The organism is Streptomyces sp. GLSS-08, from assembly GCF_056387915.1.
In genome coordinates this window covers 73,242-88,931 of sequence record NZ_JBWJAQ010000026.1, presented here as the reverse complement: position 1 = coordinate 88,931, position 15,690 = coordinate 73,242, and the positions used below count along the sequence as shown (strand labels likewise).

The window sequence follows — 15,690 nt, the reverse complement described above, 5'->3', positions numbered from 1 at the left end:
CCTCCGTCCTCGGCCAGCTGATCGCCCTCTACGAGCACAAGGTGTTCGTCCAGGGCGCGGTCTGGAACATCGACTCCTTCGACCAGTGGGGCGTCGAGCTCGGCAAGGTCCTCGCCAAGCGCGTCGAGCCCGCCCTCACCGACGGCACCGAGGTGCCCGGTCTCGACCCCTCCACCGCTGCCCTCGTGGCCGCTTACCGCACTCTCCGGAAGAAGTGAACTGACATGACCACGATGCAGCTCGGTCTCATAGGCCTCGGCAGGATGGGCGGCAACATGCGCGAGCGGATACGCCGCGCGGGCCACACCGTCATCGGCTACGACCGCAACCCCGACGTCTCGGACGTGAGCAGCCTCGGCGAACTCGTCGAGAAGCTCGAAGGTCCCCGCGTGGTGTGGGTGATGGTCCCCGCGGGCGGCCCGACCCAGTCGGTCATCGACGAGCTCGGCGACCTGCTGGAGCCCGGCGACACCATCGTGGACGGCGGCAACTCCCGCTGGACCGACGACGAGAAGCACGCCGCCGAGCTGGCGGCCAAGGGCATCGGCTTCGTCGACGCGGGTGTCTCGGGCGGCGTCTGGGGCCTGGAGAACGGCTACGCCCTGATGGTCGGCGGCGACGCGGAGAACGTCGCGAAGGTGCAGCCGGTCTTCGACGCCCTCAAGCCGGAGGGAGACTTCGGCTTCGTGCACGCGGGCAAGGTCGGCGCCGGCCACTTCTCCAAGATGGTCCACAACGGCATCGAGTACGCGATGATGCAGGCCTACGCCGAGGGCTGGGAACTGCTGGAGAAGGTCGACTCCGTCACCGACGTGCGCGAGGTCTTCCGGTCCTGGCAGGAGGGCACGGTCATCCGTTCCTGGCTGCTCGACCTCGCCGTCAACGCCCTGGACGACGACGAGCACCTCGGCAAGCTGCGCGGCTACGCCGAGGACTCCGGCGAGGGCCGCTGGACCGTCGAGGCGGCCATCGACAACGCGGTACCGCTGCCGGCGATCACCGCGTCGCTCTTCGCCCGCTTCGCGTCCCGGCAGGACGACTCCCCGCAGATGAAGATGATCGCGGCACTGCGCAACCAGTTCGGCGGCCACGCCGTCGAATCGGCGAAGTAGGCGTCATGGGCGACCTCCTGCTGGTCCGTCACGGCGAGACCGAGTGGAGCGCCTCGGGACAGCACACCAGCTGGACCGACCTGCCCCTGACCCGGCGGGGTGAGGAGCAGGCCAGGTCGCTCGCCCCGCTGCTCGCCGGCCGGACCTTCGCCCTGGTGCTCACCAGTCCCCTGGCCCGCGCGGTCCGCACCGCGGAGATCGCCGGCCTGGCCGGTGCCGTACGGGAGCCCGATCTGCGCGAGTGGGACTACGGCGCGTACGAGGGCGTCACGACCGTCGACATCCACCGGACCCGGCCCGACTGGTTCCTGTGGGACGACGGGGTGCCCGCCGGACCGGACGGTCATCCGGGCGAGTCCCCGGACGAGGTGGGACGGCGCGCCGACCGTGTGCTGTCCCGGGTGGCGCCGGCGCTCGACGACGGGGACGTGGTCCTGGTCGCGCACGGGCACTTCCTGCGCGCGCTGACCGCCCGCTACCTGGGTCTCTCCGCGGCGGATGGCCGGCTGTTCCAGCTCGCGACCGGGACGGTCGGCCGGCTCTCCACCGAGCACGAGCGTCCGGTGATCGCCGAATGGAACAGCCCGGGAACCGCTGTGCCGGTCCACTAGCTTCCGCACCGCCGCGGAAGTCGCTGCGGAAGTTGCGCAGACGTTGCGGCAGAAGTCGCCGCACCCCCGGAGAGGTTCCGGTCCGCCCGCCCAGGCGGACCGGAACCTCTCGGCGTACGGAGTCGGCCGCCGTCCTGCGGCGCCCCCAGCCGTCGGCACCCGCACGCGCCGCGGACGACCGCGGCCACTTCAGGGGCCGACCGCCGACCCGGTCCGCCGGAACGGGTCCGACCGGCCGACCGGGCGGACCGTTCGCGCCGCGGAGCGGAGCCCCGGGGCCGGTCGAGGGACGGTGCCGGGCGGACATCGTGCGCCCGGCACCGTAGAGTTCGATTTTCACGCACACCGGCCGGGTTCAGGGACGGCCGGTGTGCGCGGAGCCCGGCGCGCACCGGGCGCGCACCGGCCGGGGGTCCTCCCCGGCCGGCGCGCGCCCGGGCCGGCGTACTGGCGCGCTGAACTCCCGCCTGGCGTGGTGGCTTCGAGGTCAGCCGGCGCGGTCGGCGGCGGCGTCCAGGAGCGGGCCCAGCTCACGGGCCACGGTCGTCAGAGCGCGTACGTCCCGCTCGGTCCTGGCGATCAGGAGCGCGCCCTCCAGGGCACTGATCATGAGTGTCGCGAGCGGTTCGGCACGTTCGGGCGGCACGCCCATGTCCGTCAACGCCTGTGCCACCGGCCGGTTCCAGGAGGCGAACGCGGCGGCGGCAGCGGCCCGGGTGGACTCGGTGGACTCCGCGCAGTCCACCGTCGCGGCGGCGACCGGGCAGCCGGCCGCGAACCCGAGCGAGCCGTACTCGTCGGTCCACTGCCGCACCATCGCGGCGAACAGCCCGCTCGGCCTCGGCTCGTCCAGTTCGGCGAGGAAGCGGGCCACGCGCTTGCCCGCGTAACGGCCGGCCCAGTCCACCGCCTCGTTTACCAACTGCTCCTTGCCGCCGGGGAAGTAGTGCTGGAGCGAACCACGGGGCGCCCCCGCGTGCACGGCGACGTCGCGCATCCCCGTCGCGGCGACTCCCTGGCGCCGGATCAGCTGCGCGGCGCTGAAGACCATCCGCTCGCGCGGCCCCCGCCCCGCATCCGCCCCTCTCCCCGGTTCCGCGCTCCGCCCGGAAGCCGCCGTCCGCCCGGGATCTGCCATGTCCGACTCCCGTCCTGCCCGCCTCGCGCCCGCCCGGAATGGCCGGGCGGCTCATGCACGCACCCACCGCGGACCGCACTGCACCGCGCGGTCGCGGGGAGGGCCCGCCCCTCCACTATGACAGCCGTCATGGAGCGGAGTACTATGACAGCCGTCATAGTCAGTGAGCGGCGGGGCCCACCGGTGCGCGGGCCAGGGACGGCGGTGCGTCGTGTACGTGGGTTTCCTCGGCCTCGGAGTCATGGGGCAGCCGATGGCGCTGAATCTGGCCCGGGCCGGCACTCCCCTGATCGTCTGGAACCGCACCGCCGCCCGGGCCGAACCCCTGCGGGCCGCCGGCGCCGACATCGCCGCAACCGCCGCCGAGGTCCTCGCCCGCGCCCGGGTGACGTTCCTGATGCTGGCCGACGAGGCGGCCACCGACGCGGTCCTGGGCCGCGGCACCCCCGACTTCGCGGTCCGGGTCGCGGGGCGCACCGTCGTGCACATGGGCACTACGTCGCCCGAGTACTCACGGGACCTCGGGGCCGACGTCCGGGCGGCGGGCGGCCGCTACGCGGAGGCGCCGGTGTCGGGCTCCCGGGTGCCGGCGCAGGACGGACGGCTCGTGGCGATGCTGGCCGGGGACGACGCGGTCGTGGCGGCCGTACGCCCCCTCATCGCCCCGATGTGCCACGAGACGTTCGACTGCGGTCCGGTCCCGAACGCGCTGCTGATGAAGCTCTCGGTGAACCTGTTCCTGATCACACTCGTGACCGGTCTCGGAGAGGCCTTCCACTTCGCGGACCGGCACGGCCTCGACCGCCGGCTGTTCCTCGACGTGCTGGACGCAGGACCGATGGCCAGCGGGGTCTCCCGCATGAAGGCGCCCAAGCTGCTGACCGAGGACTTCACGGTGCAGGCGGCGGCTCTGGACGTCCTGAAGAACAACCGGCTGATCGCCGGGGCCGCGCGGCGGGCGGGCCTCGCGTCGCCCCTTCTGGACGTCTGCCACGCCCTCTTCGACGAGACCGTGTCGCTCGGGCACGGCGGATCGGACATGGTCGCCGTCCTGCGCGCCATCGAGGCCAGGACCGGCGACGGCCACGAGACGTCCGCGAACGGCCGGCCGAGCCCCCTCGCCGACGGGTCAGCGCCCGCGCGGGATGCCGTACGCGCGCTCCACCCGGAGCCGTAGGACGAGGCGGCGGTCGCGGACCATGGCGGCGCGGTAGTCGTCCCAGTCCGGGTGTTCGCCCTGGACGTCGCGGTAGAGCCGGACCAGCTCCTCGACGGTCTCGTCGTGCGGGTCGCGGGCGACCGGCGTGAGATCCGCGGTGCCCTCGGCGACCGTGTACGCCCACCGGTCGTCGCTGGTCACGTGGTACGACGCGCGGGGATCCCGGCGCAGGTTGCGGGTCTTGGCGCGGTCATCGGTGAGCGAGACGCGGACGGTCCGCTCCTCGGCGTAGTAGGCGTGGTTCACGTTCGACAGCTGGGGCCGGCCATCGCGCTTGAGGGTGACCAGCACTCCCCCGTCGCACTCCGAGAACAGGGTGAGCAGGGCGTCCTGCGCCTCCCGGGCCCGCCCGCTCCGCTCGGCCTGGTGCGCGCCATCCGCGCCGATCCCGTCGTTCGCCTCGTGAGTCATGCCTTCGTCAACGCTCCGGCCCGCCGGAGGCATTCCACGCGTGGCCCCTTCCGCGATCCGGGAGCGGTCGGCGTAGACACTGTCTACTACGCCTGGTAGACAGTGTCCATGCATGAGCCGGAACCAGGGCTGCGCGCCCGTCTGATCCAGGTCGGCGTCGACCTGGTCACCGCCGAAGGGGCACAGGCGCTGTCCCTGCGCGAGATCGCCCGGCGCGCGGGGGTCTCCCACGGCGCCCCACGCCGCCATTTCCCGACGCACCTCACCCTGCTGTCCGCGATCGCGCGGCGCGGCTTCACCGACCTCGGAGCGCGGGCCGCGGAGGCGCTCGACGAAGCGGCCGACCCGCGCGACAGCCTCCTGACGCTGGGCCGCGTCTATCTGGACTTCGCCCTCGCCAACCCCGGTATGTACGAGCTGATGTTCCGTCACGATCTGCTACGAAGCGACGAGTTGGGGCTTCGCGAGACGAGCCTGCCGCTCTTCGGCGTGCTGGTGGACCTGGTCGGACGGGTGCGCCCGGAGGCCGACGCGCCGCTCGTCGCGGGCGCCCTGTGGGCGAACCTGCACGGCATCGCCCCGCTGTGGAGCTGGGGAAGCCTGCAACTCGCCACGGGCACCGACGACTTCATACCCCTGTTGCGTACGGCGGTTGACGCGCACCTCGGGACGGCAGGCCGATGACACCGCATCGCCTGCTCACCCTGACGAGCAGCGTCGCCGGCGCCGCGATCGTCGCCCTGGACGGCACCGTGCTGTCCGTCGCGCAGCCCACGCTCCGCCGGGAGTTGCACGCCTCCTTCGCCCAGGTCCAGTGGACGAGCACGGGCTATCTCATCGCGGTGGCCTCCCTGCTGGTGTTCTCGGGGCGGCTCGGCGACCGCTACGGCCACCAGCGGGTCTTCGCCACCGGAGTGCTGGGCTTCGGTGCGGCCTCGGCGGGGATCGGCCTGTCCTCGGGCATCGGCTGGGTGATCGGGCTGCGGGTGGCGCAGGGAGTCTTCGGTGCGCTGCTCCAGCCGGCCACCCTGGGGATGCTGCGCGCAGCGTTCCCGCCCGACCGCCTCGGCATGCCGGTCGCGCTGCGCACCAGCGGCGTCGGAGTGGCGGCGGCGGCCGGCCCCGTCGTCGGCGGGGTGCTGGTCACCCAACTGGGCTGGCGTGCCGTGTTCTTCCTCAACGTCGTACCCGCGCTGGTGCTGGGCGCGCTGGCGCTCGTCGTCCGCGACCCCGCCCGGGCACTCGCTCCCGCACCCGGGGTCGGGGGATCCGTGGGCGAGAAGGGGACGGCCACGGCCCTCGGCCCCGCCCCGACACGCACTCCGCTCGACGTGCCAGGCGCCTGTCTGCTCGCCGCCGCCCTCGCCTGCCTGGTGCACACGCTCGTCGGCACGTCCTCGGCGAACGGCTCGCAGGGCACCGTCCTGGGGCTGCTGGCCGTCCTGGTCCTTGGAACTGTCTTCGTGCGCCACGAACGGCGCACCGTAAGCCCGCTGTTGCCGGCCGGGATCCGCTGCTCGGCGACCATCGGCGCGGCGCTCGGCATGCTGGTCACCGCGTCGGCGGCGATGTTCGGAACCCTGTTCGTCGGCACGTACTTCCTTCAGGACGTCCTCGGCCTGACCCCGCTGCAGAGCAGCCTGCGGGCGCTTCCCGGGCCCGTGATGATGATCCTCGGCGCGCCCCTCTCCGCGATGCTGATGCGGCGCTTCGGATCCCGGCGGACAGCGGTCACCGGCATGACGCTGCTCACCCTCGGCATCCTCGTGCTGTCCCGGCTCGGCCAGGGGGCGACCGCGGCGCACATCGGCGCCGGCTTCCTGCTGCTGGGCGCCGGGTTCGGGGCGGTGATGGTCACCGCGACGGCTGTCGTCGTCCGCCGGGCGCCCGCCGGCTCGGCCGGTGTGGCGGGCGGGCTCCAGCAGACGGCGATGAACGTCGGACCGGCCGTCGGAGTGGCCGTCGCCACCACGATGATCACGCACACGAGCGTCGAGACGGGCCCCGCCCTGACCGTCCTCGCCTGCGTCTCGGCGCTCGGGACGCTGCTCGGCCGCGCCCTGCCGGGACGGCCGGACGCGACCGCCGCCGCTGCCCCTTCGCGTCCCGTGCCCGGGTCCCGGGAAGTACCGCACACCAAGGAAGCCCCGTAGGACGCGCCGGCCGCCGGGTACGAGACCATGGAGGTGAGCCGGTCCCTCGGGCCGCGGCCGGGAGGAGAGTCATGGGAACCCTGGAGCAAGAGGTCGAGCCGGGCGAGGCCGGGCTCGATCCCAAGGCGCTCGTCCGGCTGGACGAGCACTTCGCGCGCCTGGTCGACGCGGGCCGGCTCCCCGGCTACCTCGTCTCCGTGTCCCGCCACGGCCGCGTCGCCCACCTGACGGCGTACGGGCACCGTGACCTGGCGGCGCATCTCCCGGTCACCGCCGACACGTTGTGGCGGATGTACTCGATGACCAAGCCCGTCACCTCGGTCGCCGCCCTGATGCTGCTCGAAGAGGGACGCATCGGCCTCGACGACCCCGTGGCCCGCCATCTCCCCGCCTTCGCCGACCCGCAGGTCTACGTGGCGGGGTCGGGACCCGACGTCAGGACCCGGCCGGCCGCGCGACCCCTGCTGATCCGGCACCTGTTGACCCACACCGCGGGTCTGACCTTCGGCTTCTACCACCGGCATCCCGTCGACGCGCTGTACCGGCAGGCCGGCCTGGAGTCGTCCGTGCCGGCGGGCGCCGACCTCGCCACGACCTGCGAGGTGTACGCGCGTCTGCCCCTGCAGTTCGAGCCGGGCGCACGGTGGAACTACTCGGTCGCCACGAACGTCCTCGGCCGGGTCGTCGAGGTGGTGTCGGGCAGGGATCTCGACGTGTTCTTCGCCGAGCGGATCTTCGGACCGCTCGGGATGACGGACGCCGGGTTCCACGTCACGCGGGAGCAGTCCGGCCGGCTCGCCGAGCTGTACGGGGAGGACGGCGGGGGCGGCATCACCCCGATCGCCGGGCTGCCCCTGCACGGCCGTCCGCGGCTGCTGTCCGGCAGCGGCGGACTGGTGGCCACCGCCCACGACTACCACCGTTTCATGGAGTTCCTGCGCCGCCGCGGCGAACTGGACGGCGTCCGGCTGCTGGCCCCGGAGACCGTGGACCTGATGGCCTCCAATCAGCTCCCCGGCGGTGTCGACATCCGCACCCACGGCAGCCCCGGGCACGACGAACCGGGCAACGCGGGGCTCGGTTTCGGCCTCGGCGTCTCGGTCGTGATCGACCCGGCCGTGACCGCGGCTCCGGCCGTCCTCGGCTCGTACGGCTGGAGCGGAGTGGCCAGTACGACGTTCTGGGTCGACCCGCGCCGGGACCTCACCGTGCAGTTCCTCACCCAGCTGCGGCCGACGGGCTCGCACACGGTCTTCCCCGACGTACGACGGCTGGCGCACGAGGCGGTCGTGGACTGAGGGGCGGCCGAGGCCCGCCCGGCGGCGGGCCTCCGTCGTCCTGTCTCACTCCTCGCCGGTGCCCTTCACCGAGCCGCAGAAGACCGCCTCCGCCGGGACGTCGTCCAGGTGCGGCAGGTGGTGGTCGAGGCGCTCGCGCTTGGTGAGCAGGTAGCCGAGGTTCTCCTCGCAGGGCTCGATCAGCAGCGGGACCTGCTCGGCGACCTTGATGCCGTTGCGCAGCAGGGCCTCCCGTTTGCGCGGGTTGTTCGACAGGAGCCGCACCGAGCGCACACCGAGGTCGTGCAGCATGTCCGCCGCCACCCGGTAGTCGCGGGCGTCCACCGGAAGACCGAGGGCGAGGTTCGCCTCGACCGTGTCCAGCCCCTCCGCCTGGAGCTTCATCGCCCGCAGCTTGCCCAGCAGGCCTATCCCCCGGCCCTCGTGCCCCCGGAGGTAGACGAGAACACCGCGCCCCTCGGCGACGATCTCACGCAGTGCCCTGACGAGTTGGGGGCCGCACTCGCAGTGCGTGGACCCGAAGGCGTCGCCCGTCAGGCACTCCGAATGCAGCCGGGTGAGTACTTGCTCCTCCCCGATGTCCCCGTGCACCAGGACCATCTGTTCCTCCCCGGTGCGGTGATCCAGGTATCCGACGGCCTGGAAATCGCCGTACACGGTGGGCAACGGGGCCGTCACGACCCGGGTGACACCCGTGGACCGGGCCTGTCCGCCGAGCACGCCGACGTTCTCTGTCATGATCTGGTTCCTATCTGCTAAAGCGCCAGCGCTGGCGGTACGAGACGAAAGGCCGGGACGACATGAGCACTTCGGGCATCGAGCCGACGGAGGCCGGGACGGCGCCGACGGACATTTCCGCGACGCCCCCCGGAAATCGGCCGTCCCCGGTCCGCGAGTTCCCGGCGCGGGTGCGCAACTCCCTCGCTCCGGCGGACACGTCGCAGGACGTACGCGACCGCATGGACGGTGTCGCACGCCAGGTCGCCGTCCTGCCGGTCGGCAGCTTCGAGCAGCACGGCGCCTTTCTTCCGCTGGCCACGGACACGTTGGTGGCCTGCGCCATAGCGCGCGGGATAGCCGAGGCCCATCCCGTGCACCTCCTTCCTCCGGTGACCATCTCCTGCTCCCACGAGCACGCCGCCTGGCCGGGAACCGTCAGCATCTCCTCCGTGACCCTGCACGCGGTAGTGCGGGACATCGCCGAATCGCTGCGGCGTTCGGGCGTCGACGCCCTGGTCCTGGTCAACGGACACGGCGGGAATTACGTCCTGGGAAACGTCGTTCAGGAATCCGTCGGCAGCGGCACACGAATGGCGCTCTTCCCCGCGGCGGAGGACTGGGAGTCGGCGCGCGTGGGGGCGGGTGTGCAGACCTCCCTCCTCAGCGACATGCACGCCGGGGAAATAGAGACCTCCATCCTTTTGCACGCCCATCCGGAGTCGGTACGACCCGGTTACGAGACCACCGATTTCCTCGCCGACGACCGCAGGCATCTGCTCACCGTCGGCATGTCCGCCTATACCGGGTCCGGGGTCGTCGGGCGGCCGTCACTGGCTTCCGCGGAGAAAGGGAAAGCCCTGCTGGCGGAGCTGGTCGAATCCTTCGGCACGTATTTCTCCCTGCTCACCTCGGCGGCGGAACTCCCGGGAGACGCGGCCGCCGGCCGTCGCCTCCCATGACGCGCCGCGCTCGTCGGCCGCGCGGGAGGTGAGCGCGGAAAGGGCGCCGAAGAGGCGTGGTGGTTGCGGAGGGGGCCCGTACCGGGCGCGGGGACCGGGACGGCACCGTGCGGGACGGCACGCGCCGGTGCCGGTACGACGACGAGGCGCGCGTGTGCTGTGCCGGGGGCCCGGGCGGGTTCGACGGCGGGGTGCGGGACGGCGGGGGCGGACGCGGGAGACGTGACGGCGGGAGCCGCCCCCGCGAGAACCGACGCCGGTGACGTCACCGAGGTAACCGCCCCCGCAAGGTCGGACGCCGATGATGTGACCGGGAAAACCGCCCCCGCGAGAACCGACGCCGGTGACGTGACCGGGGAAACCGCCCCCGCAGGCACCGTATTCGCGCGGGAGCGCCGGGCCCCGCCGTACCACCGGGCGATCAGCACGAGGACACCCGGCAGCGCCGCCGCGAAGCTGAGCACGCCGTACACGACGGCGACGCCCAGTCCCGTGCTCGCGCCGAGCCCCGCCGCGCCGAAGGCCCAGGCCGTGACCCCCTCCCTGGGACCCCAGCCGCCGACGTTCAGCGGCAGGCCCATGGCCAGCAGGGCCAGCAGAGCGAGGGGCAGCAGCTCGGCGGCGGACGCGGTCGATCCGGCGACCCGGGCGGCGAGCAGGAACATCGCGAGATGACCGGCCAGCACCGCGGTCGAGGAGACCAGCAGGCCGGGCCAGCTGCCACGGGCGAGCAGCGCCTGACGTGCCTCGGCGAGAGCGGCGCGCACGGCGCGACGACGGGACGAGGAGCCCGGCGCCCGGCCCATCCGGACCGCGGCCACGACCGCCAGGGCGCCCAGCGCGGCGAGCGCGAGCAGTCCGGTGAGGTGACGGGCCTGCGTCAGGACCGGCGAGGGCTGCGTGAGCAGGACCCCCGCGCCGGCGACGAACAGGACCGCCTGCCCCGCCGTCCGTTCCAGGACGACCGCGCGGACACCGCGGCCGAGGTCACCGGTGCTCTGTCCGTGCCGCACCGCCCGGTGCACGTCACCGAGGACGCCGCCGGGCAGCGCCGCGTTCAGGAACAGGGCGCGGTAGTAGTCCGCGACGGCCGCGCCGAGCGGCAGCCGGATGCCCAGGCCCCGGGCGACCAGGCACCAGCGCCAGGCGCTGAAGACGGTGGTGAGCAGGCCCAGGCCGAGCCCCAGGAGCAGGGCCGTCCCGTCGATGCGTCGCAGCCCGTCCAGGAAGACACCGGTGCCGAGCCGCCACAGCAGCACGCCGAGGATGAGGGATCCGGCGACCGTGCCGACGTGGGTCCGCGCCGCCGGGGAGCCGACACGGGGCAGCAGGGCCCGGGCACGGTCGCGCCCCCGGGCGGCTCCTCGCGCCGGACTCGCCCCGGTGCGGGCGTCCGCGCCGGTGCCAGGCCCCGCCTCGGCCACCGCGGCCGAGGACCGCCCCACGGCCCGCGCGCCGGTGACCCGGCCGCCCGTCACCGCCCCCCGCCCGTTCACGACGAGCCGCCCGCCGGGCCCGGCAGTGCCAGGAGGTCGCTGTGCTCGACCACCACCCGAAGTTCGCCCGCCTCGCACTCGGCGAGCCGGCGGCGCAGAAACGCTTCGGCCGGGGTGGCCAGCCCGGGGCGCTGTTCCACGGCCGCCGCGACCCAGCCGCGCAGCCACTCCGCGGTCAGCTCGGCGTGCGCGGCACCGAGCCGCCAAGGGCTGGACCGCACGTGTACGGTCGCGCCCTGCCGCGTGAAGGCCTCGCGGGCCGCGGTGACGGCGTCGGGGCCGAGCAGCTCCCCGCGGCGCTGGTGTGCGTTGAAGGCGTCGGCGATCTCGCCGTCCAGCGGGTCGGCCGGGGTCAGCCGCACGCTTCCGGCGACGGAGAGCGTGAGCAGCGCCGGACAGCCGGCGCCGACGCAGGCCGCGGCGAGCACGTCCACCTCGTCACGGGTGAGTACGTCCAGCAGGGCGGACGCCGTCACCAGGGACGCGCCGGCCAGGCCGTCCGCGGTCAGCCGCCCGATGTCGCCGCGCTGCGTGGTGACCGTGATCCGGCTGCCGTCGGCGGAGGCGCGGGGCGCCCCCACGGTGGCGAAGTGCAGCAGGTAGGGGTCGCGGTCGTGCAGGACCCAGTGCTGGGGGCCGTCGAGGAGGGGTGCGAGCCAGCGGCCCATGGATCCGGTTCCGCAGCCGAGGTCGTGGACGACCGTGCCGTTGCCGCGCCGCGGCAGGTTGGCGAGCCGGATGCGCAGCGGGTCGAGCAGGTCGTGCGCGCGGGCGTCGGCGTCCGCGCCTTCGCGCAACTGAAGCCAGCGGGGCGCGAATCGGGGCACCTCGACGGATCCCGCGCCCGCGACGACCTCGTCCTTCGCCGGTGCGCCGGACGTCCGCGTGTGTTCCGGTGTTCCGGACGGAGTCGTCGTCGCGTTCATGCGGCCCTCCCCGGTTCCTGCCGGAGCCGCCCGAGGACACCCGCGAGGCTCCGGGCGGTCGCCGCCCAGCCGCCGAGGGCGGCCCGGCGCCCGCGGGCGGCGGACTTCAGCCTGCGCCGCACGTCGGCCTCCCCGAACCAGGCGCGCAGCTCCCTGGCCAGGGCCGCCGGGTCCTCCGGCGGTACGAGGATGCCGGGCACCCCGCCGTCCGGCGCGCGCCCCACCGCCTCGGGCACGCCGCCGACGTCGGTGGCCAGTACGGGGATTCCGCGGGCGAGCGCCTCGGTCACCGCCATGCCGTACGTCTCGGCGTACGAGGCGAGGACCATGAGGTCGGCGGCGGCATAGCTCGCGTCGAGTTCCGCGCCGGCCTGCGGACCCGTCAGACGCAGCCGGTCCCCGAGCCCGAACTCGTCGATGGAACGGCGGAGTCGGGCGACGTACTCCGGTTCCTGTGCGAGCCCGCCGACGAAGGTGCAGCTCCAGGGCAGGTCGGTGACGGTCGCCAGGGCCTCGACCAGCCGGTGCTGTCCCTTGCGGGGGGTCACGGCGGCGACGCAGAGCAGTCGCGAGACGCCGTCGGTGCCGGGGGCGAGAGGGGCGATGTCGGCGCCGGGGACGGCGACATGGACGCGCTCGGGGGCGAGTCCGTGGTGGGCCACGAGCCGGCGGACCGCCCATTCGCTGGTGGCCACCACGGCCGGCACGGCACGCAGCGTCGTGCGTTCCAGTGCGTCCAGCTCCGCCGCGACGGCGGGGTCGAGGCCCCGCTCGTCGCCTAGGGGCAGGTGCACCAGCACGGCCAGGCGCAGCCGCCTGGCCTCCGGGACGACGACCTCGGGGACGCCGCAGGCGACGAGTCCGTCCAGCAGGACGACGGTGCCGTCGGGCAACTCGGCCAGGGTGCGGGCGAGTTCGGCACGCGCGGCCGGCTCGGGCCGGGGCCAGTCACCCGCGACGGTGTGGCGGCGGACCTGCCAGCCGAAGCCGGGCAGGTCGAGACAGACCCGGCGGTCGTAGGCGTTGCCGCCGCTCGGTGCGGCCGGGTCGTCGACCCCACCGGGCATGACGAAGTGCACGGAGCTGAGGGACATGGGGATGATCTCGGCGTTCTTGAGGGCCGCGTGCTGCACGGGCACGTAGTCCAGGGCGGGCCGGCCGGCGGCCACCTGTTCCAGGGTCACGTCGGTCACAGGGCACGCTCGTAACTCGCCCAGGCGATGTGGGACTCGTGCAGGGTGACGGTGATGCCGGCGAGACCGCGGGCCCCTTCGCCCAGCGCGCCGGCGTGCACCCGGTCGGCGAGGCGGTCGGCGATCACCTTGGCGAGGAACTCCGTCGAGGTGTTGGTGCCGGCGAAGTCGGGCTCGTTGTCTAGGTTGCGGTAGTTCAGGTCGCTCACCACGGCGCCGAGCTCCTGTGTGGCCAGTCCGATGTCGACGACGATGTTGTCGTCGTCCAGCTCGGCGCGGCGGAAGGTGGCGTCCACGAGGAACGTCGCTCCGTGCAGGCGCTGTGCGGGTCCGAAGACCTCGCCGCGGAAGCTGTGGGCGATCATGAGGTGATCGCGGACGGTGATACTGAACAACGGACGACCCTCCAGGTGCGGTGCGTCTGATCCCCTTGCCGGGGGCCATGCCGAGTAGTACGGCTGCCCCGTACGCGTTGTTCAGCCGCCGGTTCCCCTTCTTTCGGGGGCCCTTGCGGGGTTCCCCGCGAGGTCAGGCGGCTGTCCGGGGGTTCAGCCGGCTGGGTAGCGGACTCGGTGGCAGAGCCCCGGGATCTCACCGGAGGCGAGCCGGGGCAGGACGTCGGGCAGTTCCTCGAAGGCGCACTCGCCGGTGATCAGCGCGTCGAAGGCGGGATCGGCGAGGAGTTCGAGGGCGAGGGCGAGCCGGTCGCCGTAGTCGCGGCTGCCGCGCCGGGCCGGGGAGACGGAGCCGACCTGGCTGCTGCGCAGGACGAGGCGCCGGGAGTGGAAGGCCTCGCCGAGCGGCACCGCGACCTTCCGGTCCCCGTACCAGCTCAGTTCGAGCACGGTTCCCTCCGTGGCGGCCAGTTCCAGTGAGCGTGCCAGGCCGGCGTCGGTGGCGCTGGCATGGACGACGAGGTCGCAGTCGCCCGCGGCCTCCCCGGGCAGCGCGAAGGCGGCCCCGACCGCCCGTGCGACCTCGGCGCGTGCGGGATCGGCGTCGACCAACTGGAGGCGTACTCCGGGGAACCGGGCGAGCAGTGCCGCGACGGACGAGCCGACCATGCCGCCGCCGACCACGGCGATCCGGTCGCCGATCAGAGGGGCGGCGTCCCAGAGGGCGTTCACCGCGGTCTCCACGGTCCCGGCGAGGATCGCCCGCCCCGCCGGGACGTCGTCCGGGACGACGGTGACGGCGCTCACGGGGACGACGTACCGGGTCTGGTGGGGCGCGAGACAGAAGACGGTCCTGCCGACCAGGGCGGCCGGGCCCTCCTCGACCTCTCCGACGCTGAGGTAGCCGTACTTCACCGGACCGGGGAAGTCGCCTTCCTGGAACGGCGCCCGCATCGCGCGGTACTGGCTCTCCGGCACACCGCCACGGAAGACGAGGGTCTCCGTGCCGCGGCTCACACCGGAGTACAGCGACCGCACCAGGACCTCGTCCCCGGCGGGCGCGGGCAGGGCGGACTCCCTGATCTCACCGTGCCCCGGGGAGCGCAACCAGAAGGCGCGGGCTGTGGGTTGCATGTGCGTCCTCCTGAACGATCGGCCGACTCCCCACGTACGCAGCGATGAGAAGTCGCGCACAACGTACGCGGCGATGATCGAATCTGTCACTCGGCCGGAGGGTGAACGGTGGCCCTGAACCACACGTACGACGCAAGGCTCGCGCAGCAGGAGACGGCGGTGGGAGCGGGCGCGCAGCTGCTGCTCCTCGCCCTCCTGGGGACGGCGATCGGGATGGGACCCGCGGGCTGGCTCACGGGCCTGGCCTTCGGGATCGCCACCTGGGCCGTCCTCAACCGGGCCCTGCGCCGTTCGCAGCCCCTCCCCTTCGGACCCGCGAACCGCGTCACCCTCGGACGGGCGATTCTCGTCGGCGGTGTCACGGCGCTGGTCGCGGACTCGTTCGAGAGCTCGCCCCCGCTGACGCTGTTCGTCGGTCTGACGGCGGTGGCGCTGATCCTGGACGGCGTGGACGGCAAGGTCGCCCGCCGCACGGGCACGTCGTCGGCGCTGGGCGCCCGCTTCGACATGGAGGTCGACGCGTTCCTGATCCTGGTGCTGAGTGTGTACGTCGCCATGTCGCTGGGACCGTGGGTGCTGCTGATCGGCACGATGCGGTACGTGTTCGTGGCGGCGGCACGGGCTCTGCCGTGGCTGAACGGGCCGCTGGCGCCGAGCCTGGCGCGCAAGACGGTGGCGGCGCTCCAGGGGATCGTGCTGCTGGTCGCCGGGGCGGGGGTGCTGCCCCATCCGCTGGCCTTCGCGCTGGTCCTGCTTGCGCTGGCGCTGCTGAGCTGGTCCTTCGGGCGGGACATCGCGTGGCTGTGGCGGACGGCCGACCCGGAGCCGCTGCCGGCCTGGCCGGCGGAACACGGACCCGATGTGCCGTCGGGCGTCCGCCCGGCCGCGGTCGGCGGTGCCGGGCGGGCAAGGCCCTGACCGCCGG

The 15,690-nt window shown here is 73.6% G+C and carries 15 protein-coding genes and 2 pseudogenes; 9 read left to right on the top strand and 8 right to left on the bottom strand.

The annotated features are described in order from the left end of the window. The 3 genes and pseudogenes from AC0ZLC_RS31145 to AC0ZLC_RS31135 all read left to right on the top strand — a co-directional run. Positions 1-218, top strand: a pseudogene (locus AC0ZLC_RS31145) (glucose-6-phosphate isomerase); the annotation flags it as partial. 15 nt (positions 219-233) lie between these two features. Then, entirely contained in the window at positions 234-1,112 is an 879-nt protein-coding gene (gnd, locus tag AC0ZLC_RS31140) for a phosphogluconate dehydrogenase (NAD(+)-dependent, decarboxylating) (RefSeq protein ID WP_476755285.1), read from the top strand. Positions 1,113-1,117: 5 nt separating this feature from the next. Then, entirely contained in the window at positions 1,118-1,723 is a 606-nt protein-coding gene (locus AC0ZLC_RS31135) for a histidine phosphatase family protein (protein ID WP_476755278.1), read from the top strand. A 487-nt stretch (positions 1,724-2,210) separates the two neighbouring features. On the opposite strand, the gene AC0ZLC_RS31130 is transcribed toward AC0ZLC_RS31135, so the two are convergent. Next, positions 2,211-2,774 (bottom strand): TetR/AcrR family transcriptional regulator, encoded by a 564-nt coding sequence (locus AC0ZLC_RS31130; protein ID WP_476755284.1) that lies wholly within the window; start codon positions 2,772-2,774, stop codon positions 2,211-2,213. Positions 2,775-3,072: 298 nt separating this feature from the next. Between AC0ZLC_RS31130 and AC0ZLC_RS31125 the strand changes: the two genes are divergently transcribed. Continuing rightward, positions 3,073-4,038, top strand: coding sequence for an NAD(P)-dependent oxidoreductase (locus AC0ZLC_RS31125; RefSeq protein ID WP_476755277.1), 966 nt, complete (start codon positions 3,073-3,075; stop codon positions 4,036-4,038). Here AC0ZLC_RS31125 and AC0ZLC_RS31120 read toward each other — a convergent pair. Next, the gene (locus AC0ZLC_RS31120) at positions 3,991-4,491 is read right to left on the bottom strand and encodes a TIGR03618 family F420-dependent PPOX class oxidoreductase (RefSeq protein ID WP_476755276.1); all 501 of its coding nucleotides are present in this window, start codon (positions 4,489-4,491) and stop codon (positions 3,991-3,993) included. The two genes, AC0ZLC_RS31125 and AC0ZLC_RS31120, sit on opposite strands and share 48 nt — an antisense overlap. A 108-nt stretch (positions 4,492-4,599) precedes the next feature. On the opposite strand from AC0ZLC_RS31120, the gene AC0ZLC_RS31115 reads away from it, so the two are divergent. The 3 genes from AC0ZLC_RS31115 (at position 4,600) to AC0ZLC_RS31105 (ending at position 7,942) form a co-directional block, all read left to right on the top strand. Beyond that, positions 4,600-5,175: a TetR/AcrR family transcriptional regulator gene (locus AC0ZLC_RS31115; protein WP_476755275.1), complete on the top strand. Its 576-nt coding sequence runs from the start codon at positions 4,600-4,602 to the stop codon at positions 5,173-5,175. Continuing rightward, a complete protein-coding gene (locus AC0ZLC_RS31110) occupies positions 5,172-6,644 on the top strand; it encodes an MFS transporter (protein ID WP_476755274.1) in 1,473 nt (490 codons plus the stop codon). Before AC0ZLC_RS31115 ends, AC0ZLC_RS31110 begins: the two co-directional genes overlap by 4 nt. Positions 6,645-6,715: 71 nt before the next feature. Continuing rightward, on the top strand, positions 6,716-7,942 hold the full coding sequence (locus AC0ZLC_RS31105) for a serine hydrolase domain-containing protein (protein ID WP_476755273.1): 1,227 nt from the start codon (positions 6,716-6,718) through the stop codon (positions 7,940-7,942). 45 nt (positions 7,943-7,987) lie between these two features. On the opposite strand, the gene ribA is transcribed toward AC0ZLC_RS31105, so the two are convergent. Next, the gene (gene ribA, locus AC0ZLC_RS31100) at positions 7,988-8,680 is read right to left on the bottom strand and encodes a GTP cyclohydrolase II (protein ID WP_476755272.1); all 693 of its coding nucleotides are present in this window, start codon (positions 8,678-8,680) and stop codon (positions 7,988-7,990) included. A gap of 221 nt (positions 8,681-8,901) precedes the next feature. Between ribA and AC0ZLC_RS31095 the strand changes: the two genes are divergently transcribed. Next, entirely contained in the window at positions 8,902-9,621 is a 720-nt protein-coding gene (locus tag AC0ZLC_RS31095) for a creatininase family protein (RefSeq protein ID WP_476755283.1), read from the top strand. A gap of 290 nt (positions 9,622-9,911) precedes the next feature. Here the strand turns inward: AC0ZLC_RS31095 and AC0ZLC_RS31090 are convergent. The 5 genes and pseudogenes from AC0ZLC_RS31090 to AC0ZLC_RS31070 form a co-directional block, all read right to left on the bottom strand. Then, positions 9,912-11,045 (bottom strand): annotated as a pseudogene (locus AC0ZLC_RS31090) (lysylphosphatidylglycerol synthase transmembrane domain-containing protein); the annotation flags it as partial. Positions 11,046-11,113: 68 nt separating this feature from the next. Further along, complete coding sequence (locus tag AC0ZLC_RS31085) at positions 11,114-12,043, bottom strand: class I SAM-dependent methyltransferase (protein ID WP_476755271.1); 930 nt, start codon at positions 12,041-12,043, stop codon at positions 11,114-11,116. Next, entirely contained in the window at positions 12,040-13,236 is a 1,197-nt protein-coding gene (locus AC0ZLC_RS31080) for a glycosyltransferase family 4 protein (protein WP_476755270.1), read from the bottom strand. The genes AC0ZLC_RS31085 and AC0ZLC_RS31080 overlap by 4 nt, the downstream gene beginning before the upstream one ends. Beyond that, positions 13,233-13,631 (bottom strand): 6-pyruvoyl trahydropterin synthase family protein, encoded by a 399-nt coding sequence (locus AC0ZLC_RS31075; protein WP_358853004.1) that lies wholly within the window; start codon positions 13,629-13,631, stop codon positions 13,233-13,235. Before AC0ZLC_RS31075 ends, AC0ZLC_RS31080 begins: the two co-directional genes overlap by 4 nt. A 153-nt stretch (positions 13,632-13,784) precedes the next feature. After that, entirely contained in the window at positions 13,785-14,765 is a 981-nt protein-coding gene (locus tag AC0ZLC_RS31070; RefSeq protein ID WP_476755269.1) for a zinc-dependent alcohol dehydrogenase, read from the bottom strand. A 108-nt stretch (positions 14,766-14,873) separates the two neighbouring features. Here AC0ZLC_RS31070 and AC0ZLC_RS31065 point away from each other — a divergent pair, with 108 nt between their 5' ends. Then, positions 14,874-15,683 (top strand): CDP-alcohol phosphatidyltransferase family protein, encoded by an 810-nt coding sequence (locus AC0ZLC_RS31065; RefSeq protein WP_476755268.1) that lies wholly within the window; start codon positions 14,874-14,876, stop codon positions 15,681-15,683. The last annotated feature ends 7 nt before the right edge of the window (positions 15,684-15,690 follow it).